The 24,288-nt window shown below is 50.4% G+C and carries 20 protein-coding genes; 12 read left to right on the top strand and 8 right to left on the bottom strand.

Features of this window, described 5'->3' with window-relative positions:
• Positions 1 to 39: 39 nt before the first annotated feature.
• The 8 genes from M2133_RS01000 (at position 40) to M2133_RS00965 (ending at position 8,106) form a co-directional block, all read left to right on the top strand.
• Positions 40 to 1,416, top strand: coding sequence for a Gfo/Idh/MocA family oxidoreductase (locus tag M2133_RS01000; RefSeq protein ID WP_277464093.1), 1,377 nt, complete (start codon positions 40 to 42; stop codon positions 1,414 to 1,416).
• 5 nt (positions 1,417 to 1,421) lie between these two features.
• On the top strand, positions 1,422 to 2,354 hold the full coding sequence (locus tag M2133_RS00995) for a sugar phosphate isomerase/epimerase (protein ID WP_277464092.1): 933 nt from the start codon (positions 1,422 to 1,424) through the stop codon (positions 2,352 to 2,354).
• 4 nt (positions 2,355 to 2,358) lie between these two features.
• The gene (locus M2133_RS00990) at positions 2,359 to 3,063 is read left to right on the top strand and encodes a helix-turn-helix transcriptional regulator (RefSeq protein ID WP_277464091.1); all 705 of its coding nucleotides are present in this window, start codon (positions 2,359 to 2,361) and stop codon (positions 3,061 to 3,063) included.
• A 1-nt stretch (position 3,064) separates the two neighbouring features.
• Positions 3,065 to 3,646, top strand: a complete 582-nt coding sequence (locus tag M2133_RS00985; RefSeq protein WP_277464090.1) for a response regulator transcription factor — start codon at positions 3,065 to 3,067, stop codon at positions 3,644 to 3,646.
• A gap of 63 nt (positions 3,647 to 3,709) precedes the next feature.
• Entirely contained in the window at positions 3,710 to 4,096 is a 387-nt protein-coding gene (locus M2133_RS00980; RefSeq protein WP_277464089.1) for a DUF2007 domain-containing protein, read from the top strand.
• Positions 4,097 to 4,441: 345 nt separating this feature from the next.
• Entirely contained in the window at positions 4,442 to 5,776 is a 1,335-nt protein-coding gene (locus M2133_RS00975; protein WP_277464088.1) for an NADP-specific glutamate dehydrogenase, read from the top strand.
• Between the two features lie 165 nt (positions 5,777 to 5,941).
• Complete coding sequence (locus M2133_RS00970; RefSeq protein ID WP_277464087.1) at positions 5,942 to 7,372, top strand: RNase adapter RapZ; 1,431 nt, start codon at positions 5,942 to 5,944, stop codon at positions 7,370 to 7,372.
• Positions 7,369 to 8,106: a nucleotidyltransferase family protein gene (locus tag M2133_RS00965; protein ID WP_277464086.1), complete on the top strand. Its 738-nt coding sequence runs from the start codon at positions 7,369 to 7,371 to the stop codon at positions 8,104 to 8,106. The genes M2133_RS00970 and M2133_RS00965 overlap by 4 nt, the downstream gene beginning before the upstream one ends.
• 131 nt (positions 8,107 to 8,237) lie before the next feature.
• On the opposite strand, the gene M2133_RS00960 is transcribed toward M2133_RS00965, so the two are convergent.
• The 3 genes from M2133_RS00960 to M2133_RS00950 all read right to left on the bottom strand — a co-directional run bounded on the left by M2133_RS00960 (position 8,238) and on the right by M2133_RS00950 (position 13,866).
• The gene (locus M2133_RS00960) at positions 8,238 to 9,725 is read right to left on the bottom strand and encodes an IMP dehydrogenase (protein ID WP_277464085.1); all 1,488 of its coding nucleotides are present in this window, start codon (positions 9,723 to 9,725) and stop codon (positions 8,238 to 8,240) included.
• A 291-nt stretch (positions 9,726 to 10,016) separates the two neighbouring features.
• The gene (locus M2133_RS00955) at positions 10,017 to 12,068 is read right to left on the bottom strand and encodes an outer membrane beta-barrel family protein (RefSeq protein WP_277464084.1); all 2,052 of its coding nucleotides are present in this window, start codon (positions 12,066 to 12,068) and stop codon (positions 10,017 to 10,019) included.
• Positions 12,069 to 12,201: 133 nt separating this feature from the next.
• The gene (locus M2133_RS00950) at positions 12,202 to 13,866 is read right to left on the bottom strand and encodes an AMP-binding protein (RefSeq protein ID WP_277464083.1); all 1,665 of its coding nucleotides are present in this window, start codon (positions 13,864 to 13,866) and stop codon (positions 12,202 to 12,204) included.
• A 186-nt stretch (positions 13,867 to 14,052) separates the two neighbouring features.
• On the opposite strand from M2133_RS00950, the gene mtaB reads away from it, so the two are divergent.
• Genes mtaB through M2133_RS00935 form a run of 3 tightly spaced genes read left to right on the top strand, consistent with a single transcriptional unit; the run spans position 14,053 to position 17,324 of the window.
• Positions 14,053 to 15,369, top strand: coding sequence for a tRNA (N(6)-L-threonylcarbamoyladenosine(37)-C(2))-methylthiotransferase MtaB (gene mtaB / locus M2133_RS00945; RefSeq protein ID WP_277464082.1), 1,317 nt, complete (start codon positions 14,053 to 14,055; stop codon positions 15,367 to 15,369).
• A gap of 3 nt (positions 15,370 to 15,372) precedes the next feature.
• A complete protein-coding gene (locus M2133_RS00940; RefSeq protein ID WP_277464081.1) occupies positions 15,373 to 16,269 on the top strand; it encodes a lysophospholipid acyltransferase family protein in 897 nt (298 codons plus the stop codon).
• A complete protein-coding gene (locus M2133_RS00935) occupies positions 16,266 to 17,324 on the top strand; it encodes a glycosyltransferase family 2 protein (RefSeq protein WP_277464080.1) in 1,059 nt (352 codons plus the stop codon). Before M2133_RS00940 ends, M2133_RS00935 begins: the two co-directional genes overlap by 4 nt.
• 29 nt (positions 17,325 to 17,353) lie before the next feature.
• Here the strand turns inward: M2133_RS00935 and M2133_RS00930 are convergent, their stop codons facing one another.
• The 5 genes from M2133_RS00930 to nhaD are packed head-to-tail and all read right to left on the bottom strand — an operon-like array spanning position 17,354 to position 21,767.
• The gene (locus tag M2133_RS00930) at positions 17,354 to 17,941 is read right to left on the bottom strand and encodes a uracil-DNA glycosylase family protein (protein WP_277464079.1); all 588 of its coding nucleotides are present in this window, start codon (positions 17,939 to 17,941) and stop codon (positions 17,354 to 17,356) included.
• 15 nt (positions 17,942 to 17,956) lie between these two features.
• Positions 17,957 to 18,601: a hypothetical protein gene (locus M2133_RS00925; RefSeq protein WP_277464078.1), complete on the bottom strand. Its 645-nt coding sequence runs from the start codon at positions 18,599 to 18,601 to the stop codon at positions 17,957 to 17,959.
• 44 nt (positions 18,602 to 18,645) lie between these two features.
• Entirely contained in the window at positions 18,646 to 19,476 is an 831-nt protein-coding gene (murQ, locus tag M2133_RS00920) for an N-acetylmuramic acid 6-phosphate etherase (RefSeq protein WP_277464077.1), read from the bottom strand.
• A complete protein-coding gene (locus M2133_RS00915) occupies positions 19,476 to 20,321 on the bottom strand; it encodes an ATPase (protein WP_277464076.1) in 846 nt (281 codons plus the stop codon). The genes murQ and M2133_RS00915 overlap by 1 nt, the downstream gene beginning before the upstream one ends.
• A gap of 12 nt (positions 20,322 to 20,333) precedes the next feature.
• Positions 20,334 to 21,767: a sodium:proton antiporter NhaD gene (gene nhaD / locus M2133_RS00910; RefSeq protein ID WP_277464075.1), complete on the bottom strand. Its 1,434-nt coding sequence runs from the start codon at positions 21,765 to 21,767 to the stop codon at positions 20,334 to 20,336.
• 147 nt (positions 21,768 to 21,914) lie between these two features.
• Between nhaD and M2133_RS00905 the strand changes: the two genes are divergently transcribed.
• Positions 21,915 to 23,795: an ATP-binding cassette domain-containing protein gene (locus M2133_RS00905; protein WP_277464074.1), complete on the top strand. Its 1,881-nt coding sequence runs from the start codon at positions 21,915 to 21,917 to the stop codon at positions 23,793 to 23,795.
• Positions 23,796 to 24,288 lie beyond the last annotated feature (493 nt).

Below are 24,288 nucleotides of genomic sequence, written 5' to 3'. Positions count from 1 at the left end.
ATAATTCATCATTTATAATCTTTTTAATATAGTGTTATCATGAAAAAAGTAAGTAGAAGAACCTTTTTGAAAAGCTCGGCAGCAGCCGGTGCTTTAGGCGTGATCGGAACCGGTGGCGCAGCATCTGTGTTAACCTCTTGTGACGGAGGATCAAAAGAACCGGCTATGAAGCCTATAAGAGAAGCGGGTACGTATTACATCCCCGAATTGCCTGACCTGGCAACAGACGGTAAAGAACTGAAAGCCGGTGTGATCGGTTGCGGTGGCCGTGGTTCAGGTGCAGCGTTCGACTTCCTGAATGCAGCGAATGGTGTGACTATCATTGCCATTGGCGACACATTCAAAGAGCAGGTAGACAAATTGGCAGACAAACTGAAAGCTGACAAAGGCGTTGATGTTCCTGAAACGCATCGTTTTGTGGGATTAGATGCCTATAAGAAAGTAATCGACAGTGGGATTGATGTGGTATTGATCGCAACGCCTCCCAACTTCCGTCCGATCCATTTCCAATATGCTACTGAAAAAGGAGTACATTCATTCCTGGAAAAACCGGTATGTGTTGACCCCGTTGGTTATCGCACGATCGTGGCTACCGCTAAACAGGCTGCCGCTAAGAATCTGCGTGTAATCACTGGTACGCAACGTCACCACCAACGTTCTTACGTGGAAGGTTTCAAGAAAGTGATGGAAGGTATGATCGGTGAAATCACCGGTGGTGTAGTATGGTGGAACGGTGGTAAGCTGTGGCATCGTGACCGTCAGCCGGCTTGGTCAGACTGCGAATGGATGATCAAAGACTGGGTGAACTGGAAATGGCTGTCGGGCGACCATATCGTAGAACAGCACGTACACAATATCGACGTATTTACCTGGTTCAGCAACTTGAAAGCGGTATCTGCCGTAGGTTTCGGTTCGCGTCAACGCCGTGTGACCGGTGACCAGTACGACAACTTCAGCATCGACTTCAAGATGGAAAACGGTATCCACCTGCACAGTATGTGTCGTCAGATCGACGGTTGTGTGAATAACGTGAGCGAATTCATCCAGGGAACCAAAGGTTCATGGGCAAGCGCAGGCCACGAGATCAAAGACCTGGCAGGCAATGTACTTTGGAAATACGACCACGAAGCAGAAAAAGCCACTTACAAACAAACCAATCCGTATGTATTGGAACATGTAAACTGGATCAACGCTATCCGTCAGAACAAAGCATTGGAACAAGCTTCTGAAATCGCTATTCCGAACATGATGGCGATCATGGGACGTGAATCGGCTTATACCGGTAAAGAAACAACTTGGGATCAGATGACTGCGTCTACATTAGATTATATGCCGTCAGACCTGAACCTGGGCAAGATGGACATGAGTGGATTCACCGTGGCTATCCCGGGGAATGCATATGTTCCTAAAAAATAAAACATATGGCTCTTGACAGAAGAAACTTTTTAAGAGCAAGTCTTTCCACAGCTGCATTAGCGGCTGTGGGAGGCACAGCTTTGGCATCGAACGCCCACCCGCAGGAGAAAACCTGTTGCGGAGGCGATTGCTGCAGTAAAGCCGAACTGAAAATATCTTTCCAGGAAGGAACAGCTCCGGGAAAAGACCTGAATGAGAAGTTCGACTATATGGAAAAGCTGGGTGTTGTCGGTTTCGAACCGGGAGGTCGCGGATTGGCCGGCCGGGTGAAAGAGATCAAAGACGCGCTGAACGGACGTAACATCAAGCTGAGTGCGATCTGCGCCGGCTTCCAGGGATTCATCCTTTCTACCGATCCTGCCATTCGTAAGCAATGCATGGATACGATGAAAGAGATCATGGCCGCCGCCGGTGAGCTGGGTTCTACCGGTGTGATCATCGTTCCGGCTTTCAATCGCCAGGAACCGGTTATGCCTCACACCCAGGAGACACGCGATTTCCTTTGTGAACAGTTCAACGAAATGGGTACGTTCGCCGTTGAACACGGTACGACCGTGATCTTTGAACCGCTGAACCGGAAAGAAGCGTTCTATATGCGTCAGGTAGCTGATGCCGCATCGATCTGCCGGGATATCAACAATCCGGGTGTGAAATGTATGGGCGACTTCTGGCACATGACCTGGGAAGAGACCTGTGATATGGGCGCTTTCCTTTCAGCCGGCAAAGAATACCTGCAACACGTACATATCGCCAGCCGTAAACGCCGCAGTATGCCGGGCGAAGACGGGGAAGCCGATAACTATGTGAACGGATTCAAAGGCTTGAAGATGCTTGGTTACAACAAATACGTCAGCTTTGAATGTGGCTGTCAGGGAGATCGCAACATTGTGCTTCCTGCCGCTGTCGAGCTGATACGTAAACAATGGGAAGAAGCTTGATCAAATGCCATTAGTATATCCTAATATACAGATGAGTGAGGTGGTGGAAGAATACCCCTCACTCATTCCTGTTCTTAACCGGTTCGGCATCCGCCTGGGTTTGGGCGACCGAACGGTCAGAACGATTTGTGATGCCCATGCGCTGGATACGGACTTCGTATTGACGGTGATTAATACCTTCCTCAACGAAGAGTATTTTCCGGAGAAGAAGTTGCAGACTTTCCACACTTCGCAGATCATCGATTACCTGACCCAGACCAATCAGTATTACCTCCGTTCGCAACTGCCCAATATCGAACGCCACCTGGGTCTGTTTATTTCCAAAAGCACACCCGGCAATCATAGCCTCAGCCTGATCGGGAAGTTTTTCTCTTCGTTCAAAGAAGAACTGACCGCCCGTATCCGGAAGGATGAAGAAAGTGGGTTTCCCTATTGCCTGGCATTGAGTGAGAAACTGGACTCCTACCCAACCACCGAAAAAGAATTAAATCTGAAAAACGAAGAGAACGAAGAAGACACGATCGAAGCTTTGTTGTCCGACCTGAAAGGCATTATGATCAAACACCTGTCGGGAGAGTACGACGAGAACTTATGTTATGCCGTAATCTTCGCGATCAGCAGTCTGGAGAAAGATATCCGCCAACACAACCGGATCCGTTACCGGATCTTGCTTCCTATGGTTGCCGCGATGGAAAAATTAAACCGATAAGATGCCGCATCCCCGCCGAATAGTCATTATCTTATCCGACACGTTGCAAAGTTTCGGATTGCAGCATATCCTGACGGACTACTTCCCCCCGGTGGAGATCACGCTTTGTGATTGCTTTGCCCGCCTGAACAAAGAAAATACCGACACCTTTGATTATTACTTCACCTCAGCGGATAACTTTGTCTTGTACGCCGACTTCTTTCTGCCGCGTAAAAACAAAACGATCGTGCTCACCCCTACCCCCAACCCCTCCTGCCCGGCGAATAACGGCCTTTATCTGTATCCGGATGCTTCGCCGGAAACGATTATCGAACAATTGCAGTTGCTTTTCGCCCAGGAGAACACGTTCAATCTGCCCGGCGAGAACAACAAAGAGCTCTCCCAGCGTGAAACGGACGTCTTGCAACTGATCGTGAAAGGAATAACCAATAAAGAAATCGCCGACAGACTCAATATCAGCCTCAACACCGTACTCACCCACCGGAAGAATATCACCGCCAAACTGGCAATCAAAACCGTCTCGGGCCTGACTTTCTACGCCATCATGAACGGCATCATCTCCGGCGATGAGATAAAACTATAAGCTTTTCCCTTGTCAGTCTCCCCAAAAACGACTTTCTTTGCATAACTCCTAATACAAATTCCTATGGAAGAGAGAATGGTTGAGATCGCACGGTTTTCCAAAGTTGATCAAGCGCGCATGCTTGTCTCTTTACTGCAATCGGAAGAAATAGACTGCTATATAAACAACGAATACACCACGCAGGTATTCGCCGGACTGGCGGATATGGGCGGGGCACGTGTCGAAGTATTGGAAAGCGACGTGAAACGGGCCATGGAAGTGATGGAAGCAAACGGCTATGAGATCCCCGGTGAAGACGAACTGCCCGATCAGGTGCAAACCGTTTCCAACTGGACCCGGCATATCCCTTTCTTACGGAATCTTCCGTTGGAGAAACAAATCTTATTCTTCTTTATCCTGATTGCCGTATGCCTGACTGTATTGGTGTACGCCTCCAAACTCTTCGAATAAAACTGACAAAAAGAAACTATGGCACGCAGAAAAATATCAAATAGTCAAGCCGTATGCATTATCCTCCTCTGGGGAACATTGTGCTACATGCTGCTTGCATACAGTGAAATCACCTTTTATACATTATTCGTCCTGGTAGCCTCCGCTGTCATTGTGTTCGTTCCGCTCTACAAGAACAGAAGAAACCAAGACTAACTCCTTTTGCTATTTTTCGCCTCTTTTTATAACTAAATGATATTTATTTTTCATTTTTGCTTACATTTCTTTGGAAGAACCGAAAGAATACTTACCTTTGCATCGTCTTTCCAGACCGAAGTATTAGGTATAACATTCTAAATTACAATCATGAAGGCAAAAGAAGTTTTAGAGAACCTGAAAAGAAGGTTTCCCAATGAACCTGAGTATCATCAGGCGGTAGCAGAAGTATTAGAATCTATCGAAGAAGTTTACAACGAGCACCCCGAATTTGAGAAAAACAACCTGATCGAACGCCTTTGTATTCCAGACCGTATCTTTTCGTTCCGCGTATCCTGGACCGACGACAAAGGCAATGTGCATACCAACATGGCTTATCGCATCCAGCACAATAACGCGATCGGGCCGTACAAAGGGGGAATGCGTTTCCATGCTTCCGTAAACCAATCCATTCTGAAATTCCTTGCTTTCGAGCAAACCTTCAAGAACTCTCTGACCACCTTGCCGATGGGTGGAGGCAAAGGCGGTTCCGATTTCAATCCGAAAGGGAAATCAAATGCAGAGATCATGCGTTTCTGCCAGGCATTGATGATGGAATTGTGGCACCATATCGGGCCCGACACGGATGTTCCGGCCGGAGATATCGGCGTGGGTGGCCGTGAAGTCGCTTATATGTATGGTATGTACAAGAAGATGGCGCGTGAGAATACCGGCACCTTCACGGGTAAAGGCATTGAATTCGGTGGTTCGCTGATTCGTCCGGAAGCAACGGGCTATGGCAATGTGTACTTCCTGCAGGAAATGCTGAAAACACGCGATATCGATATCAAAGGCAAAACGGTTACGGTCTCCGGCTCGGGTAACGTAGCCCAATATACGGTAGAGAAACTGATCGAACTGGGAGCCAAAGTAGTGACTCTCTCCGACTCCGACGGCTACATCTACGATCCGGAGGGTATCGACAGTGAGAAATTGGCGTATGTGATGGAGTTGAAGAACCTGTACCGCGGCCGTATCCGGGAATACGCCGAGCAGTACGGATGCAAGTACGTACAAGGCGCCCGCCCCTGGGCAGAGAAATGTGATATCGCCCTGCCAAGCGCCACGCAGAACGAGCTGACAGGCGAAGACGCCCGCACGCTGTTGGCCAACGGCTGTATCGCTGTTTCCGAAGGAGCCAATATGCCTTCTACTCCGGAAGCCATCGATGCATTCCTGGAAGCAAAGATCCTGTACGCGCCGGGTAAAGCGGCAAACGCGGGAGGCGTAGCCACTTCCGGCCTGGAGATGACACAGAATGCGATGAAGCTCAACTGGACACGCGAAGAAGTGGATGAGAAGTTGCATAGCATCATGAAGTCTATCCACACGCAATGCACCAAATACGGGACACAACCCGACGGCTTCGTCAACTATGTGAAAGGCGCCAACATCGCCGGATTCATGAAAGTATCCAAAGCCATGATGGCTCAGGGTATTCTCTAAGCCCGCACAAGATAAACATCACGACGCGGAAGCGCGGAGTTCCTTTATGATTGATAATAAAGACTCTGCGCTTTCGCGTCGCTGCGTTTAAGTTAATTTGGGTACAGCTTCCTTTTTCTTTGTAAAGAAAAGCCTTATCTTAGTAGCCTTAAAGCACAAAAACAAATGGTCACTGAAGAACTGCATAGACTATACTCTCAGCTATTCGGATCTTCCGCTACAGATATTACAGAACTGCCTTCTTCGGGTTCAAACCGGCGCTACTTCAGGCTGTCCGGTTCGCCCCATGTCGTTGGCGTCAGCGGAACATCACAGGAAGAGAACAAAGCATTCCTGTATATGGCATCTCATTTCGGGCAGAAAGGCATTCCTGTCCCCAAAGTGTACGGATGGTCCGAGGACTTTCTCTACTACATCCAGGAAGATCTGGGAGATCTGCTCTTATTCGACGCCATAGAGAAAGGACGCAAGAGCTGTGTGTTCGATGAAAACGAGCGTTCCCTGTTGCATAAGACCATATCCTTATTACCCACAATCCAATTCAAAGGTGCCGAAGGGCTCGACTTCAATCAATGTTACCCCCAGCCGTCGTTCAACGAGCGTTCGATCCTCTGGGATCTGAACTATTTCAAGTATTGCTTCCTGAAAGCCACCGGTATGGAGTTTCAGGAAGACCGGTTGGAAGATGATTTCCGGAAGATGTGCGAGGTATTGCTGCGCGACAAGACGCATACCTTCATGTATCGCGACTTCCAGTCGCGCAACGTCATGATCCGCGACAACGCGCCCTGGTTTATTGATTTCCAAGGCGGAAGGAAGGGACCGGTGTACTACGATATCGCCTCTTTCCTGTGGCAGGCAAAAGCCAATTACCCCGAAGGGCTGCGCAACGAGCTCTTGAATGTCTACATGGACTCGCTTTCGCAATATACGACTGTCGACCGGGATGACTTCACCGGGCAACTGCGCCATTTCGTCCTCTTCCGCACCCTCCAGGTATTGGGAGCTTACGGCTTCCGGGGGTATTTCGAGAAGAAGCCGCACTTTATCCAGAGTGTTCCTTTTGCGATTGACAACCTGCGCCAACTGTTGCGCGAGGACTACCCGGAATATCCCTATTTGTACCGGGTACTGCGCGAACTGGTCGGGCTGAAACAATTCTCCGACGACATCAAGAAACGTACACTGGAGGTGAAAGTCATGAGCTTCGCCTATAAGAAAGGCATCCCCAACGATCCCAGCGGCAATGGCGGTGGCTTTGTCTTCGATTGCCGGGCGATCAACAACCCGGGTAAGTACGAACGGTATAACCATTTCACCGGACTGGACGAACCGGTCATCCATTTCCTCGAAGAAGACGGAGAGATCACCGAGTTTCTGAATCATATTTATACGATCGTCGACTCTTCGGTCAGACGCTATATCGACCGGGGCTTTTCGAACCTTATGGTTTGCTTCGGATGCACCGGCGGACAACATCGGTCCGTCTACTCCGCACAACGCCTGGCCGAACACCTGAACCAGAAGTTCGGTATTAAAATAGATTTAGTCCACCGCGAACAGAATATAGAACAACAATTCGATTCATCTCTATGAAAGCAATGATTTTCGCAGCGGGCATGGGAACACGACTCAAGCCCCTAACCGACAACACCCCAAAAGCTTTGATCCCCATTGGCGGAAGACCGATGCTGGAACATATCATCCTGAAACTGAAAGATGCGGGTTTCGATCAGCTGGTTATCAATATTCATCACGAAGGCCAGCAGATTATTGATTTCCTGGCGGCAAACAACAACTTCGGCGTACATATCGATATCTCCGACGAACGGGATTACCTGCTCGATACGGGGGGAGGCATAAAGAAAGCGATTCAGTTTCTCGACGGGAAAGAACCGTTCCTGGTCCACAATGTGGATATCTTTTCGAATGTGGATCTGAGACAACTCTACAATCAGCACAAGGAAAGCAATCCGCTGGCCACCCTACTGGTGAGCAAACGGAACACTTCCCGCTACCTGCTTTTCAACGAAAAGAATCTGTTGTGCGGCTGGCGAAACCATGAGACGGGCGAGGTGAAATCGTATTACCCCGACTTCGATCCGTTGCAATACAACGAATATGCTTTCGGAGGCATCCATGTGATCTCGCCCAAAGTCTTTGAATGGATGGACGAATGGACGGGCAAGTTCCCGATCATCAATTTCTATCTCTCCATCTGCGCCCATACGCAGATACAGGCCTACCCCGCGGAGAACCTACGCTTATTGGATATCGGCAAGCCCGAAGCGCTGGCCCGGGCTGAGGAGTGGATTGCCGGGGGCAATTAAGAATTAAGAATTAAAAATTAAAGATTAAGAATTAAAAATTAAGAATTAAGAACCATAAAAATTAAGCCGCGATGCTATAACTGTACTGCATCGCGGCTTAATTTTTAATTCGTAATTCGTAATTTACGATGTTATTCTTTCAGAATAACATCGTGTGCCCCACCTTCCACAATGCTCGTGGAGGAAACGAGGGTGATCTTGGAGAAGCGTTGCAACTCTTGTATCGTAATCGATCCGCAACTGCACATGGTGGCTTTGATCTTGCCCAGCGTCAGATCCAGATTGTCTTTCATCTTACCGGCATAGGGCACATAGCTGTCGACGCCTTCTTCGAACTTCAGCGATTCACTGCCACCCATATCGTAGCGTTGCCAGTTCTTCGCCCGGTTGGATCCTTCGCCCCAATATTCTTTCACGAAGTTATTACCGATCTTCAGTTTCTTCGTCGGCGACTCATCGAAGCGGGCAAAGTAGCGTCCCATCATCAGGAAGTCGGCGCCCATGGCCAAGGCCAATACCATATGATAATCGTGCACCAGACCACCATCACTGCAGATCGGGATATACACGCCTTTCTTGCGTTGATAGTTATCGCGGGCACGTGCCACATCGATCAATGCCGTTGCCTGTCCCCGTCCGATACCTTTCTGTTCACGGGTGATACAGATCGATCCGCCGCCGATACCTACCTTGATAAAGTCGGCCCCGGCATCCGCCAGATAGACAAATCCTTCTTCATCGACCACATTACCGGCACCGACAAAGACTTTATCGCCATACGTTTCTTTGATCCAACGCAACGTTTCGTATTGCCATTCGGAATAGCCGTCCGATGAGTCGATACACAACACATCTACCCCGGCTTCTACCAATGCAGGTACGCGTTCGCGGTAGTCCCGGGTATTGATGCCCGCGCCGACCAGCAATTTCTTGTCCGCGCCGGAGAGTTCATAGGGATTGTCTTTATGGCTATCGTAGTCTTTGCGGAAAACGAAGTATTGCAAACATTGTTCGTCGTCGATAATCGGAAGCGTATTGAGTTTATTGTCCCAGATGATCTGATTGGCTTCCGACAAGGTCATCCCCAACCGGCCGACAATCAGTTCGGAGAACGGCGTCATGAAATCTTTCACCGGCCGGTCCATCGAGTCTTTCTCCAACCGGTAGTCGCGGCTGGCCACGATACCGAGCAGTTTACCGTTGGGTGTGCCATCGTGGGTCACCCCGATCGTATTATGTCCGGTTGTTTCCACCAACCGTAAGACATCACGCAGCGTATGATCCGGTGTCAGATTGGAGTCGCTGATCACGAATCCTGCTTTGAATTTCTTTACCTTACGTACCATCTCTACCTGGTTCTCTATCGTCTGCGAGCCGAAGATAAAAGAAAGCCCGCCGTTTCGCGCCAGTTCAATCGCCAGCTCGGGGCCGGATACCGATTGCATAATTGCAGAAACAACGGGGATATTCAGGTGGATCGCTGATTGTTCGTCACTGCGAAACTTCACCAGCGGCGTGCGCAAAGAAACATTCGAGGGGATACACTGTTTGGTTGTCAAACCGGGAATCAGCAAATATTCGCCAAAAGTCCTTGATACATCGTTTAAGTAGATTGCCATAACGCTTCCTTTCTTTTTAGCGTACAAAGGTAACTATTTTCCTACAAACAACTACCATATTTCCCCGCAACGTCCCCTTTTTTTCCGGTAGTCTACGCTCGTTTCAGACAAACCCTACCGAAAAAAATCGGTAAGAGGTACCTCAAAACGGATTATGAGGTACGTCATAATCATTTTTGAGGTACGTCATAATTCATTTTGAGGTACCTCTTAGCAATTTTTGAGGTAGCTCTTACTGATTTTTCCCGGTAGGGTTCCGGGAAAAAGAGCGTTATCGGGCGGAAAAGCGATCTAAAACAAATAAGTTGCCGTCAGCCAGGAGACGCGGGCATCCCGGTTGCGTTCCTGGCGCATCTGCAGGGCTTCGGTATCGATCAGCGTTGTTTCTTTCAGGGTATCGAAGAGATTATTGACGCTCAGGTTCAGGCGCAGCTTCCGATCCATCAGGTATTGGGAGAGGCCGGCATTCAAGGTGGCATGACTTTTTATCTTTCCCTGGGGCGTCAGTTGGTCGGAGATATGATAGCCGTCGATCTGCAATTCGGTATCCGGTGTGAAATGGATATTCAATGCCCCTTTCACATCCCAGCACGTCATGGATTTCTTCTCGTTGTAACCGATCGTTCGGCCGTCGATCTCGTCGCGGAAGAGATGGCCCGACAGGCTGAGGGTCAGGAAACGAACGGGTGTCCAGGCGGTAGAAAGTTCGGCGCCGAATTGACTATTCGAGCCTACGTTCTGTTTCTGCCAGACCGTCTCCTCCCCTATGGTTTGCAACACATCCATGATGCGGTTGTCCTTGTAGCGATAGTACAGGGCGGGCGACAAGCGGAAACCTGCCCCATCCAGCTGGTACGCCAGTTCGACGGAATGAATAATCTCGTTCATCAGGTCCGGATTTCCTTGCTTCACGAACGTGGCATCCGCCCGGTCGATAAACGGATTCAGTTCGACGCCCAGCGGACGGATCACCCGTTGCTGATAGGCCAGCGTGTAGCGGTTCATCCGGTCGGGTTGAAACGTAAAACGCAGGCGGGGATAGAGCTGGAAATAGTTGTTCTCCACATCGGCGGCTTTCTGTCGACTCTGTTCGGCTTGCAGCCCGACTTCTCCGCTAATGTTATCCCATTGTTTTTCAACCGAAGCATACACCAGGTTTGTCAGGCGGTTGAAGTCGTAATCGTCGGTCTTCTGCGGGTTTGCCACCCAACTGCCCTCCTTCAGGTTAGCCGCATCTGCCGTATAGTTTTCTTTTTTGTATCGGCCAAGGTATCCGGCCTTGAGAATAAAGCCATGATCCATGGCTTTGCGGTAGTTCACCGCCCAGTAATAATTATCTTTCTGCTGCCGGATAAAGAGATTATCCTGGGCGACGATGGCATTCGTCTGCGGGTTCTCGTTCTGATAGTCATTGTCTTCGTCGTAAACGAAGTTGTTATAATTAAAGGTAAACTCCAGCCAGTCGCCCGGTTGGGCAAAAAGATGTTTCCAGCGCATTTCGGCGGCGTAAGCTTCCTGCTGTTGATTATTATGTCGGTGACGCAACATCCGGTTCATCACCTCGCCCTGCGGATTGAGGCGGGTATTGTTGATTCCGCCGTAGCGGTAGTAGTCCATCAGGTAATACAGGCCGTAGAGGGTCAAGCGGTCTTTCGCGGTCAGGTCATACCCCAGTTCAAGGTCCGCCAGATGGGTATCGGGACGAGCCGAAGCGTTATTGTTCATGGCCGTTGTGCCGGTCGGCGTGGTCGTTGTCTTATTAAAGCTTCGCTCGCGAAACTCGCGGCGGTAGTTGTAGCGGGCTAACAGGTGGAACTTTCCCGGATGCAGGTTCAATACCGCTCCGGCGTTATACCGTTCGTTCCATCCCCCGCCCAGGGTCAGTTGCAAAGGCGAATCTTGCGCCGAATAGGTGGACGTAAGATTCAACAGTCCGGCATCTCCGTCGGGAATCCATTCGATCGGTGGCGCAGCTAACACCTCCATCTGATTGAAGAAGAGCGCCGGCAGCTGAATCAACATATCGCCACTATACTCTTCCAACAGCCCGTAAGGGACACGATTCAAGAGTGCGCTCGTTTCGTTCGAACCGCGGAAAGTGATTCCGCCTTCGATATCCGTACTCAGGGAAGGGATCTGCCGTAAGGCATCGGCTGCCGTTGTGGGCAGGCTCGTTAGGTTTCCATCGACTTGCAGGCGTTTGACTTCGCCGCCACTCAAACCGCTAAAGCGCGAACCTTTGATTTCTATATTCTGAAGTTGAACAAGCGTATCGACTGGCGTTTGGCTGAATAAAAAATAAGGCACTGCCCAAAGGAGGGAAGTGAATAAAGACTTTTTCATTGTGTTTGTTGTTTAGTTGTTTTTAGGAATTTAGGAGTTTAGGTCTTTTAAGTCTTTGAGCTCATTTAGGACTTAAAAGACCTAAAAGACCTAAATTCCTAAAAGACTTAAATGACCTAAAAGACCTAACCTCCTAATAATTTGTATACAAATATCTTTTAATGCTCTTCTTCGGCGTTTTTTCGAATTCGGTCGGGTAAAGTTGCAAGGTAGAGACGGTCTCGTAAGGAGCCAATAGCTTATTCAATTCGACACGGTTCTGCTCCATCACCACAGAGATGTCGTCATGTGAAAGACCCGTATTATCAACTGCTTCATAATCGGGATAAACCAGCCCGACCAATTTGCCGTTCTTCTCAACCACCACACTTTCCATCACAAAAGGCAGGTTATTGAGTTTCGACTCGATCTCTTCGGGGTAAATGTTTTGGCCGCTTGCTCCGAGGATCATCGTCTTGCTTCTTCCGCGGATGTAAATGCGGTTGTTCTCGTCGATCGTGCCCAGGTCGCCGGTTTTCAACCAGCCGTCTTTGGTAAAGACATTGCGCGTGGCTTCGTCGTTCTTATAATAACCGGTCATCACATTCTCGCCTTTGACCTGGATCTCGCCCACCTGGTGATACGGATTCTTCGAATCGATCCGCACCTGCATAATGCCTTTCAACACCTGGCCACAAGAGCCCGGGATGAATTCTTTATTGCTGTCGTAACTGATCAACGGACCGCACTCGGTCATACCGTAGCCGATCGTGAAAGGAAACTTGATCTTATACAGGAAATCCGTCACCTCCTGGTTCATCGCCGCACCGCCAACGATCACTTCCCGGAAGCGTCCGCCCATGGCATCGACCAGGCTCTTGCGGATCTTGGTGTAGATCCGCGCGTCGAGCAACGGGATATTCAACGCCAGTTTCAAGGTACGCTTGTTGAGTTGCGGAAGGATCATCTTTTTGTAGATCTTTTCCAGGATCAACGGCACGGTAATGATCAGATTGGGTTTGATTTCTTCGAAAGCTTTCAACAGGATCTTGGGCGAAGGCACCTTACCTAATATATAGACATGCGCACCGAAAGCCATCGGCACCAGGAAGTTGAACGCGCAGCTATAAGCATGCGCCAAAGGCAGGAAGCACAACATCCGTTCGCCCCGGAAGATCACATCCAACGTCCGGGCGTAGGTTACATTGCCCGCCAGATTGTTTCCGGTAAGCATCACACCTTTACTGAATCCGGTCGTACCCGAAGTGTAGTTCAACAGTACCACCTTCTCGTTGCCCAGTTCGGCATATTGAATATCTTCTTTCTGGAATCCTTTCGGATACTTCGCTTCCATCTTCTCGTCCAACGCCAACATCAGCTTCTGGATGCTTTCGCCGTCGCGCTGGTGCAGGCAACGGTAGTCGGACAGGGAGAACACGCCACGCAGGTTATCGATCTTATCTTCTTCCAACGAATCCCAGATCTTGTCGCTGACAAAAAGGAAGACCGAACCGGAATGGTTGATGATATGATGAATATCGTTTGCACTGAAGTCCTGTAAGATCGGCACGATTATCGCGCCATAAGTCACCGCCGCCATATAAACAACACACCAATGCGCGCAATCTTTCCCGACCAAAGCAATCTTATCGCCCCGGCGGATCTGACACTCATTAAATATAATATGGATCTTTGCGATATCCGTAGCTACATCCTTAAAGGTATAGGTTTTGTTCTTACTGTAATCAGTCAAAGCGGGTAATTCCCAGTTCTCTTTGAAGCTGTCTTCATAAAGCTTGATAAAATTCTCTTTAATCATAGCACATATTTGTGAATATTGTGCAAAAGTATGGACAATAATGCAGATATCCAACAAAAAAGCCCCGGAACATAGTGGCTTTTCATTAACTTTGCACTCGAAAAAAATCGGAAATGGAGAATCCCGGATAGGGAGTTCTTGATTTTTAAATCTCCATACTCCGTTCCTATGTTCAATTCGCAGATTATGATCGATCAAAGTATTTTTCAAAATAAAACCGCGGCCTATTATACCTTGGGTTGCAAACTCAATTTCGCCGAAACATCCACCATTGGGAAAAGCCTGGCCGAACATGGCGTGCGCAAGACCAGACCGGGCGAGAAAGCGGATATCTGTGTGATCAACACCTGTTCGGTGACCGAACTGGCGGACAAGAAATGCCGGCAGGTCATTCGCCGGATCAGTAAACAACATCCCGGCGCCTTTATGATCGTCACCGGTTGTTATGCCCAGTTGAAACCCGAAGAGGTGGCGCATATCGAAGGGGTCGACCTGGTCTTGGGTACCGAACAGAAACTGGATATCTTCCAATACCTGGACGACCTGACCAAAAAAGAAAAAGGAACAGTCATCTCTTCTTCCTCCAAAGACATACGCGCCTTCTCGCCGTCGTGCTCGGCCGACGACCGAACCCGCCATTTCCTCAAAGTGCAGGATGGCTGCGATTATTACTGTTCGTATTGCACCATTCCTTTCGCCCGGGGCAGAAGCCGCAACGGCAATATTGCCAGCCTGGTAGAACAGGCGAAAGAGGTGGCCGCGAAAGGTGGGAAAGAGATCGTCTTGACCGGCGTCAATATCGGCGATTTCGGCAAAAGCACCGGCGAGAGCTTTATCGACCTCTTGAAAGCCCTGGATGAAGTCGAAGGCATCGCGCGCTACCGGATCTCTTCCATCGAGCCCAACCTGATCACCGACGAGGCGATCGATTTCGTCGCCAAAAGTAAGCGATTCGCTCCCCATTTCCATATCCCACTGCAGAGCGGAAGCGACAGCGTATTGAAACTGATGCGCCGCCGCTACGATACCGCCTTGTTTCGCCACAAGATCGAAAAGATCAAAGAGGTGATCCCGCACGCCTTTATCGGCGTCGATGTGATTGTCGGCACGCGAGGGGAGACCGACGAACTGTTCGAGGAAACATTACGTTTTATCGAGAGTATAGACATCAGCCAATTGCACGTCTTCAGCTATTCGGAACGCCCCGGCACCCAGGCGTTGAACATCGAGTATAAGGTTGACCCCAAAGTCAAACACCGGCGCAGCCAGGCCTTATTGGATCTTTCCGAAAAGAAACGTATCGCGTTCTACGAAGCGCATCAGGGCGAGAAAGCCATCGTGCTTTTCGAGCATACGCGCAAAGGAGAGATGATGCAGGGCTTTACGGAGAACTATATCCGCGTGGAAGCACCCTACGACAAGGCGTTGATCAACGAGACACAAGAGGTGGTTCTCGGTATATGGAATGAAAGTCAAAGCGCGTTAGTAACAAAAGCCAGATAAGCCATGGGAGAAAAGATCGGATACGCTATGGTGTACGCCTGGATCAAAGTCCATGCCTTACTTCCTCTGCCGGTGCTTTATGTGGTGTCGGATATCCTTTATTTTATCATTTACCGGGTGGTGCGCTACCGGGTAAAGGTCGTTCGCCGGAACATGAAGAATGCTTTTCCGGAACAGTCCGAGAAGGAACGGCGAGGGATGGAAAAGGAATTCTTCCGCCACTTCGCCGACTATATCATAGAGACCATCAAACTGGCGCATATCTCCGAAAAAGAAGTGCGCCGGCGGGCATTATTGGTCAATCCGGAACTGATCGACCGGCTGATTGCCGAAGGGCATACCTGCCTGGTCCTTTTGATGGGACATTACGGGAACTGGGAATGGTACACCCACTCCTCCTCCACCTTCGCCGAAGCGCGCCTCTACCAGATCTATCGCCCGTTGAACAGTAAGATATTCGATAAACTCTTTATCCGACTGCGTACCCGCTTTGGCGCGCAGGGCATCAAGAAGAACAATACGATCCGCGACATGATCAACCTCAAGAACAACCGAACGCCCGCGGTGGTGATCTTCCTTGCCGACCAGACGCCCAGCAAAGGCAATATCCATTACTGGACGGAGTTCCTAAACCAGGAGACTCCGATGTTCTCGGGACCCGAACGCATCGCCCGCAAGCTCGATCTGCCGGTGATCTATTCGGATATCAAAAAGATCAAACGGGGATACTACAGTGTTGAGTTCGAAGTACTGACCACTACACCCAAAGAAACACCCGAATTTTGGATCACCGAACAATACGCCCGTAAGATGGAAAAGAGTATCTTGCGCGCGCCGGCCTACTGGCTTTGGAGCCACAAGCGGTGGAAACACAAAAGAAGCGATATAGAAAAGAAATGAAAAAGGTATCGATCGTTATCCTCAACTGGAACGGGAGCGAATTGCTCCGGCAGTTTCTTCCTTCCGTCCTGGCGCATAGTCCGGCAGATCGCGCCGAGGTCGTGGTGGCAGATAACGGTTCCTCCGACGATTCGATCGCCTATCTGAAATCGACCTTTCCGGAAGTACGCCTCATCACGCTGGACCGCAACTATGGTTTTGCCGAAGGCTACAACCGGGCGCTTGAAGAGATCGACACGGAATATACGGTGCTCTTGAATAGCGATGTGGTAGTGACGCCCAACTGGCTGGACGCGCCATTGGCGGTCTTGGCGAACGAGCCGACGGTGGCCGCCGTGCAACCCAAGATCCGCGCGGAGCGGAAAAGGGATCATTTCGAATATGCCGGAGCGGCCGGCGGATACCTCGACCGATACGGTTACCCTTTCTGCCGGGGACGAATCCTGCACTGCGTGGAAAAAGACGAAGGACAATACGACCAAACTACAGATGTGTTGTGGGCCAGCGGCGCCTGCCTGTTTATCCGGACGGCAGTCTACAAAGAAGCCGGCGGACTGGATGCCACCTTCTTTGCCCATCAGGAAGAGATCGACCTGTGCTGGCGGTTGCGCTGCCGGGGCTATCGACTGGTCTGTACGCCTCAGTCCCTGGTCTACCATGTCGGCGGTGCCACCCTCGAGATGGAGAGTCCGCGAAAGACCTTCCTCAATTTCCGAAATAACCTCTTGATGATCTATAAGAACCTGCCGGAGAAAGAAATGAAAGCCGTGATGCGCTTCCGCTTCTGGGCCGATTACCTGGCAGCGGCGAAGTTCCTCTTCACCGGACACCCCCGGAATGCTCGTGCCGTCTACGAGGCACGCAAAGCCTTCTACCAATTAAAGCCTACCTACGAAGCTATCCGCCGGGAGAATCGGCAAAAGACAACGAATCATTCCCTGCCGGAGATTTACCGGGGAAGCCTTTTGATTGCTTTTTACCTAAAGGGGAAGAAGGGGTTTAAGGGGCTTAAAGGGTTTAAGGGGTCTAAGGGGTCTAAGGGGCTTAAAGGATGACCTTAAACCCCTTAGACCCCTTAGACCCCTTAAGTCCCTTCAACCCCCAGCTCTTGAAACATTCCCCGGTAGATCGCCGCCTTTTCTTCTAAAGGCTTAGGATAAGCGCGGGATGAGGAGGGCATCCGAAAGACTTTAAGCGGCCGCCCCTGATAATTACAGGGCACAAATGTTCCTACCGCCGGTTCCGCCACCCCGGGCATCACCGAGAGCAAGGTATCCATTGCCTTCTGCCCCGTCACGACTATCGCTTCGCAATGCGGGATCTGCTGCAAGACCGCTGCCAGGTCGATCGGCGTGACAATCTCCAGAAACTTATCGGAAGCATTGGCTTTCAAGCGCACCACCTCCACTGCCGTATCGCCCAAGCCGATGCCTTTCTCCCGGCAAAAACGTTCGGCTTTCTCTTTACTGAACGCTTTCTTCGTCAGCAGGAAATAGTCTTTATCGCCATAAAAGACAAGGCCCAGAATGCGCCACATATCGTTGATGATATTCGGATAATAGAACTCCATCGACCAGCGCTGCCGCGGCGGAGGGAAACTGCCGAGCATCAACAAGCGGGTATTCTCCGGAAGGAAAAAACCCAACGGATGCGTTTCAACCGGATGATTCATCGTACGTCGAGGGGATTATTTATTCTTCTTCGCATCGCGCTTGGCATCGTCGCGCGCCAGAAGAACTATATGATAAACAAAATCAGTCACCCATTGCTCCGAATAGCCCAGATACTCCGTGTATTTGCGGATGCTCCAGGCGGCTTTCTGGTCGCTGACCTCTTTCCATTCCGAGCGGGTCATGATCTCATGCACCGTCTTCTCTGTCTGGCTGTACAAAGCTTTCTTCACCAGCATGGCGAAGCGGAACTTCCACTTCATCAGGCCATCGAGCATCTGAAACAGGTCGGTGCAGAAACCCTGGAACTTATAGAAATAAGGCTGGATCTGCTGGGCGTTGCGGCAGTTCTTCTTGACCGAACCGTCGATCTCTTTGAAGAAATAGTCCTGGATATCGTAGTCCTGCATCAGGACTTTCTTTACGCGCGACTTCTCGGCCAGTCCCGGTTTGTTGTTCTGCGTCGGAATCTTAAGCATACGCTTGAACAGGGCCAGGTCGGGCAACATATTCAGATTGGTAATGCCCAGATTCACGGCGATCACCCCTTGATAATACACCCTCACCAGGGTCATAAACTCTTCTACCGAACGTTCATTGAGGTCGACACCCTCTGCCGTTTCTTCTTTCTTCTTCCCGAAAAGTTTGGAAAATATACTCATTTGTTTCTTGCTTTTTTGTTTGGAGTTGCAAACATACAAAAAAATTATTGATTCAGGCGCCATTGGCGGTGGTAGGAGGCGAGGGCCTCCGAAACGGAGCCGTGCAAGAGCAGAACCTGCCGGGCTTGTTCGTAGTCGAGGTGCAGTTCTTCCATCAGCATCCGGCTGCCCCGTTCGATCAGTTTCTGGTTGGTCAGTTGCATGTGGATCATGCGGTTGTTCTTCACGCGTCCCAGGCGGATCATGGCGGCCGTAGAGATCATGTTCAATACCATCTTCTGGGCTGTCCCGGCTTTCATGCGGGTGCTGCCGGTCACAAACTCGGGTCCGACGATAGGCTCGATGGCAATTTCCGCCTCGCGGGCAATCGGAGAGTCCGGATTACAAGAGATCGAAGCGGTCAATATACCATGCGCACGCGCCGCACGCAAGGCACCCACGACATAAGGCGTAGTGCCCGAAGCGGCAATACCGACAAGGCTGTCTTTGGCATCGATCCGGAAGGCAGACAAGTCTTTCCACCCCTGCTGCTGATCGTCTTCCGCCGATTCGATGGGATGGCGCAGGGCCCGGTCGCCTCCGGCAATCAGTCCGATCACCCAACTATCGGGGGCGCCAAAGGTTGGCGGCACTTCCGAAGCATCCAATACGCCCAGGCGACCGCTCGTGCCCGCACCGATATAAAAAAGCCGGCCGCCCGCTTTCATGCGTTCGACTAAAAGCGTGACAAACCGTTCGATCTGCGGGATTTCTTTCTCAACGGCCAGCGCCACTTTCTGGTCTTCCCGGTTGATATCAACCAGCAATTCCGCTACACTCTTCTCTTCCAGATGATGATAGAGCGATTCCTCTTCGGTGATGCGTTCGAAAGCCATTATTCCTGGGGTAAGCTATGGTAACGGATCAATCCTTCCATCGGCGACTGGGTAATGATGCCCGGATGAAGCCCCACGGCAAGGACGGCCTCGCGCAAGACCGACTGAAAGAAATAGGCGATGGAGCCGGTGAAATGGATAGGGTATTGATCGGATCCTTGATAGGGTTTGACGTTGCGCACCAGAAACTCTTTGAAACCCTCCAACACCAGGTCGTGTATGGGTTCTTCCGTCAGGTGATCGAGTAAGAAGCGGGAAAGATTAGCCAGGAAGCGGTTGGGAAACGGTTGGCGATAGACCCGATCCAGGATCTCTTCCGCATCCAGCTCGTACGTCGAAAGGAACTGCTCGCGCAACGACGCGGGCAATTGGTTTTTCAGACAACTGTTCACCAGGCGTTTGCCCAATGCGGCCCCACTGCCTTCATCACCCAGGATAAAACCCAATGGGGGCGTATGTTGAATGATCTCGACGCCATCGTAACGACAGGAGTTCGATCCGGTGCCCAGGATACAAGCGATGCCCGCCATGTGCCCGCAGAGTCCGCGGGCCGCACCCATCAGGTCGCTATACACCTCGACCGGGGCATTTACCCCTTCGCCAATGGCTTCGGCCAACAAGACTTTCTCTTTCGGAAAAGCACATCCCGCGCCATAGAAAAAGACGGCCTGTATCGGATACTCTTTGATTTCGGGAAACAACGACAGGCGCAATTCTTCGGCTATCTCTTCCTGCTCCTGCAGAAAAGGATTCATGCCGGTGGTCTTCACTTGCTTCACCGTCTCACCAAGCTCCGCCACCCGCCAGTCCGTTTTGGTGGAGCCGCTGTCTGCGATCAATATCATACGTATGCTGTTTTAGAAAACACCCAACACGATACGTTGTAAGATATAGAAGAAGGCACCGGCCACATAACCGATGGCTGCCATCCAGGTGATATTCTTGAGGTACCAGCCGAAAGGTATGCGCTCCAAGCCCATCACCACCACGCCGGCGGCCGAGCCGATAATCAGCATGCTACCTCCTACTCCGGCACAATAGGCCAGGAACTGCCAGAACACACCGTCGACCATGAACTGCGCCATATACGCCGGATCGGCAGCGGCAGCGACCATCGCTTCGTTAGCCACCGGATACATACCGATAGCCCCGGCTACCAACGGCACGTTATCGACAATAGACGACAAGGCACCGATAATCATATTCACCGCATAGACATTCCCGACCGCGCCATCCAGCCAGACGGAGAACTCACCCAGGATACCGGCCGCGCGCAAGGCATCGACCGCCATCAGGATCCCGAGGAAGAACAATAAAGTCGTACCGTCGATCCGGTGTACCACCTTATTCAGGCTCAGGCGCAGATCGTCTTCGATCCGGTTCCAACGGTACATGATATCGGTAAACACCCACAAAAGCCCTACGCCGAACAGGATACCCATGAAAGGCGGCAGGTGGGTGATCGTTTTGAAGATCGGCACAAAGATCAGACAGGCAACCCCCAGAATCAGGATCGAGAGCTTCTCGCGCTTTTTCAATGCTTTCAACAACTCGCTATTGCTGTCTTCCTTGAAATGGATCGGTGGCGTCACCTGCCCGCGCATGCGGCTGCAAGCGATCATCACCGGTATAGCCGCGGAGATCAAACTGGGCAGGAACAGGTTGGGAATGGTTTCTCCCGTGGAGACATTCCCGCGCACCCAAAGCATAATGGTTGTTACGTCACCAATAGGCGACCAGGCTCCCCCGCTATTGGCCGCGATAATGATGATACTGCCGAACACCCAGCGTTCCTTCACGTCGCCAATCAGTTTGCGCACAAGCATAATCATCACGATCGAAGTCGTCAGGTTGTCCAATACGGCTGAGAAGAAGAACGTCAGGATAGAGATCAGGATCAGGAGTTTTTTGCGGTCGCGCGTCGTGATCCGGTTGGTGACAAACATAAACCCGCCGTGGGTATCGATCAGTTCCACCGTGATCATCGCACCAATAAGGAATATCAATGTCTCAGCAATCTCTCCGACAGACTCCAATACCTGATGATCGACTACGAACCGGGAGCATTGCTCGGCAAAAGGAACAGACAATAAAGCGGGATGTCCCTCGAGGAACTCCTTGAATGCTTCACTCGAGACTAAGGGAATCAGGTCCTGCGCCGAGAAAGTATAAAGCACCCATAAGACCGTTCCTGTTAATAACGCTGTTCCGGCTTTGTTGATCCGCAAAGGATGTTCCAAAGCAATCATCAGATAACCTACCAGAAAAATAATAACCATTGCTGTCCACATAAATACACGTTTTTAGGATAAAAAGTATTTCAAATTAGGTAAAACGGTGTAAAAATAAGAAAAAATCCACTTTCCCCCTACCTTTCGGCACAACAACTTGCCTATCTTTGTGTGCGCAAATAAACACATATATAATATATACACTCCATGGTCAGCTACATGCAGGTTGAACTCACCAAAAGCTTCGGTGACTTAGTTTTATTCGAGAACATCAATTTCGGGATCGCTCAGGGACAAAAGATCGGTCTGATCGCCAAGAACGGAGCAGGCAAAACAACATTACTCAATATCATCGCAGGCAAAGAAGGATACGATAGCGGTTCGGTGGTGTTTCGTAACGGGCTGCGCGTAGGCTACCTCGAACAGTCGCCTACGTATCCCGCGGGACTGACCGTCCTGCAGGCTTGCTTCCACTCGGCCAACGAAACAGTCCGCCTGATTGCCGAATACGAGGATGCCCTGTCGAAAGACGATCAGGAAAAACTCGAAGATATCCTGTTGCGTATGGACAATGCCAAGGCGTGGGACTACGAACAGAAAGCAAAACAGATCCTGGGACAACTCAAAATCACCGACTTCGATCAGCCGGTAGAAACCTTATCCGGCGGTCAGCTCAAGCGGGTCGCCTTGGCCAATGTGTTGATCGATGAACCCGAATTATTGCTGCTCGACGAGCCGACCAACCACCTCGACCTGGAGATGACCGAATGGCTGGAAGACTACCTGAGCCGCTCGCGTGTCAGCCTGTTGATGGTCACACACGACCGCTATTTCCTCGACCGCGTATGCAATGAGATTATGGAGATCGACCGGCAGCAGGTGTATCAGTACAAAGGAAACTACAGCTATTACCTCGAGAAAAGGGAAGAACGCGTCGAAGCCATCAATGCCGATATCGAACGGGCGAACAACCTGTTGCGCACCGAACTGGAATGGATGCGCCGCCAGCCCCAGGCACGCGGCACCAAAGCCAAATACCGGATCGATGCCTTTTACGAACTGGAGAAACGGGCAAAGCAACAACGGGACAATTCGCAGGTGAACCTTGATGTGAAAGCCTCCTATATCGGTTCGAAAATCTTCGAAGCCGAACAGGTGAGTAAACGTTTCGGCGAGATCCGGATCGTTGAAGATTTCAATTACACCTTTGCCCGCTACGAAAAGATGGGTATCGTCGGCAATAACGGAACGGGCAAAAGCACGTTTATCAAGATGCTGATCGGCGAAGTGGCTCCCGATAGCGGCCGGTTCGATATCGGCGAGACCGTGCGTTTCGGCTATTACAGCCAGGAAGGCCTGCAGTTCGACGAACAGATGAAGGTGATCGATGTCGTTCAGGATATTGCCGAATTCGTCGACCTGGGCGACGGGAAGAAACTCGGCGTTTCCCAGTTCCTCAACTACTTCCTCTTCACGCCCGACCGCCAGCACAGCTATGTCTACAAACTGAGCGGTGGCGAGAAGCGCCGCCTTTACCTCTGCACCGTTTTGATGCGCAACCCCAACTTCCTGATTCTCGATGAGCCGACCAACGACCTGGATATTGTCACCTTGAATGTATTGGAGGAATACCTGCGAAACTTCAAAGGATGTGCCATTGTGGTATCGCACGACCGTTACTTTATGGATAAGGTTGTCGACCACCTGCTCGTCTTCCGCGGCAATGCCGATATCAAAGACTTCCCGGGCAACTACAGCCAGTATCGCGACTGGAAAGAAGAGCAGGACCGGATCGAGAAAGAGGCCGAAGCCGCACGCTTGGCCCAGCAAAAACAAGCCATCGACAAACCCCAGTCCAAACCCGCCGAAGCGAAAAAGAAACTGACCTACAAAGAGCAGAAAGAGTTTGAAGCCCTCGAAGCCGAAATCCCCCAGCTCGAAGCCGAAAAAGAAACACTGGAAACCGCCATGAGCAGCGGCACCTTATCCAACGACGAACTACTCGAAAAATCCGCCCGCATCGCCGAAGTAATTGATCTGATCGACGAAAAAACAATGCGTTGGCTCGAACTGAGCGAATGGGTTTAAACCGGCTTTTCCTCTCCCTCTCCCTCTCCCTCTCCCTCTCCCTCTCCCTCTCCCTCTCCCTCTCCCTCTCCCTCTCCCTCTCCCTCTCCCACCTACTCTCTATACAATCTCCAGCGTATACAAGTAGTCGCGACCACTGTCCTTTCAGGAGGGGCAAATATTTTGAGAAGTGAAGATGCGCGACTCATAGGTTTTTGACGTCTTTTAGGTCTTTAAAGTCTTTTAGGTCTTTAAAGTCTTTTAGGTCAGTGAAAAACCTAAAAGACCTTAATGACTTTAAAGACCTAAAAGACCTTCCCATTTCCTTCCATGCGAATATCAGTGTTTTGTTTTGTCTACCAAAGTGCAATGTTTTTTCACCCTTGATTGAAGAAGCCTATAAGGAAAAGCAAATCAATCTCTTACAAGGAGCAATCATTTGTTGACAATTGTCAACAAATGTGTTGACGGTTATCAACAAACGAATACTCCCTCGAAAAAGAGAAAATAATTC

Source organism: Parabacteroides sp. PF5-6, assembly GCF_029504695.1.
Lineage (GTDB): Bacteria > Bacteroidota > Bacteroidia > Bacteroidales > Tannerellaceae > QVMG01.
Note: the sequence above shows the minus strand (reverse complement) of the source record. Positions and strands in the feature narration are given on the sequence as shown.

What these genes read in the sequence shown, in the direction of transcription:
- M2133_RS00950 (WP_277464083.1), bottom strand. Translation starts at nt 13,866, where the DNA reads ATGATTAAAGAGAATTTTATCAAGCTTTATGAAGACAGCTTCAAAGAG.
- M2133_RS00980 (WP_277464089.1), top strand. Translation starts at nt 3,710, where the DNA reads ATGGAAGAGAGAATGGTTGAGATCGCACGGTTTTCCAAAGTTGATCAA.
- M2133_RS00935 (WP_277464080.1), top strand. Translation starts at nt 16,266, where the DNA reads ATGAAAAAGGTATCGATCGTTATCCTCAACTGGAACGGGAGCGAATTG.
- nhaD (WP_277464075.1), bottom strand. Translation starts at nt 21,767, where the DNA reads ATGTGGACAGCAATGGTTATTATTTTTCTGGTAGGTTATCTGATGATT.
- M2133_RS00915 (WP_277464076.1), bottom strand. Translation starts at nt 20,321, where the DNA reads ATGATATTGATCGCAGACAGCGGCTCCACCAAAACGGACTGGCGGGTG.
- mtaB (WP_277464082.1), top strand. Translation starts at nt 14,053, where the DNA reads ATGATCGATCAAAGTATTTTTCAAAATAAAACCGCGGCCTATTATACC.
- M2133_RS00975 (WP_277464088.1), top strand. Translation starts at nt 4,442, where the DNA reads ATGAAGGCAAAAGAAGTTTTAGAGAACCTGAAAAGAAGGTTTCCCAAT.
- M2133_RS00955 (WP_277464084.1), bottom strand. Translation starts at nt 12,068, where the DNA reads ATGAAAAAGTCTTTATTCACTTCCCTCCTTTGGGCAGTGCCTTATTTT.
- M2133_RS00960 (WP_277464085.1), bottom strand. Translation starts at nt 9,725, where the DNA reads ATGGCAATCTACTTAAACGATGTATCAAGGACTTTTGGCGAATATTTG.
- M2133_RS00970 (WP_277464087.1), top strand. Translation starts at nt 5,942, where the DNA reads ATGGTCACTGAAGAACTGCATAGACTATACTCTCAGCTATTCGGATCT.
- M2133_RS00905 (WP_277464074.1), top strand. Translation starts at nt 21,915, where the DNA reads ATGGTCAGCTACATGCAGGTTGAACTCACCAAAAGCTTCGGTGACTTA.
- M2133_RS00985 (WP_277464090.1), top strand. Translation starts at nt 3,065, where the DNA reads ATGCCGCATCCCCGCCGAATAGTCATTATCTTATCCGACACGTTGCAA.
- M2133_RS00940 (WP_277464081.1), top strand. Translation starts at nt 15,373, where the DNA reads ATGGGAGAAAAGATCGGATACGCTATGGTGTACGCCTGGATCAAAGTC.
- M2133_RS00930 (WP_277464079.1), bottom strand. Translation starts at nt 17,941, where the DNA reads ATGAATCATCCGGTTGAAACGCATCCGTTGGGTTTTTTCCTTCCGGAG.
- murQ (WP_277464077.1), bottom strand. Translation starts at nt 19,476, where the DNA reads ATGGCTTTCGAACGCATCACCGAAGAGGAATCGCTCTATCATCATCTG.
- M2133_RS01000 (WP_277464093.1), top strand. Translation starts at nt 40, where the DNA reads ATGAAAAAAGTAAGTAGAAGAACCTTTTTGAAAAGCTCGGCAGCAGCC.
- M2133_RS00925 (WP_277464078.1), bottom strand. Translation starts at nt 18,601, where the DNA reads ATGAGTATATTTTCCAAACTTTTCGGGAAGAAGAAAGAAGAAACGGCA.
- M2133_RS00995 (WP_277464092.1), top strand. Translation starts at nt 1,422, where the DNA reads ATGGCTCTTGACAGAAGAAACTTTTTAAGAGCAAGTCTTTCCACAGCT.
- M2133_RS00965 (WP_277464086.1), top strand. Translation starts at nt 7,369, where the DNA reads ATGAAAGCAATGATTTTCGCAGCGGGCATGGGAACACGACTCAAGCCC.
- M2133_RS00990 (WP_277464091.1), top strand. Translation starts at nt 2,359, where the DNA reads ATGCCATTAGTATATCCTAATATACAGATGAGTGAGGTGGTGGAAGAA.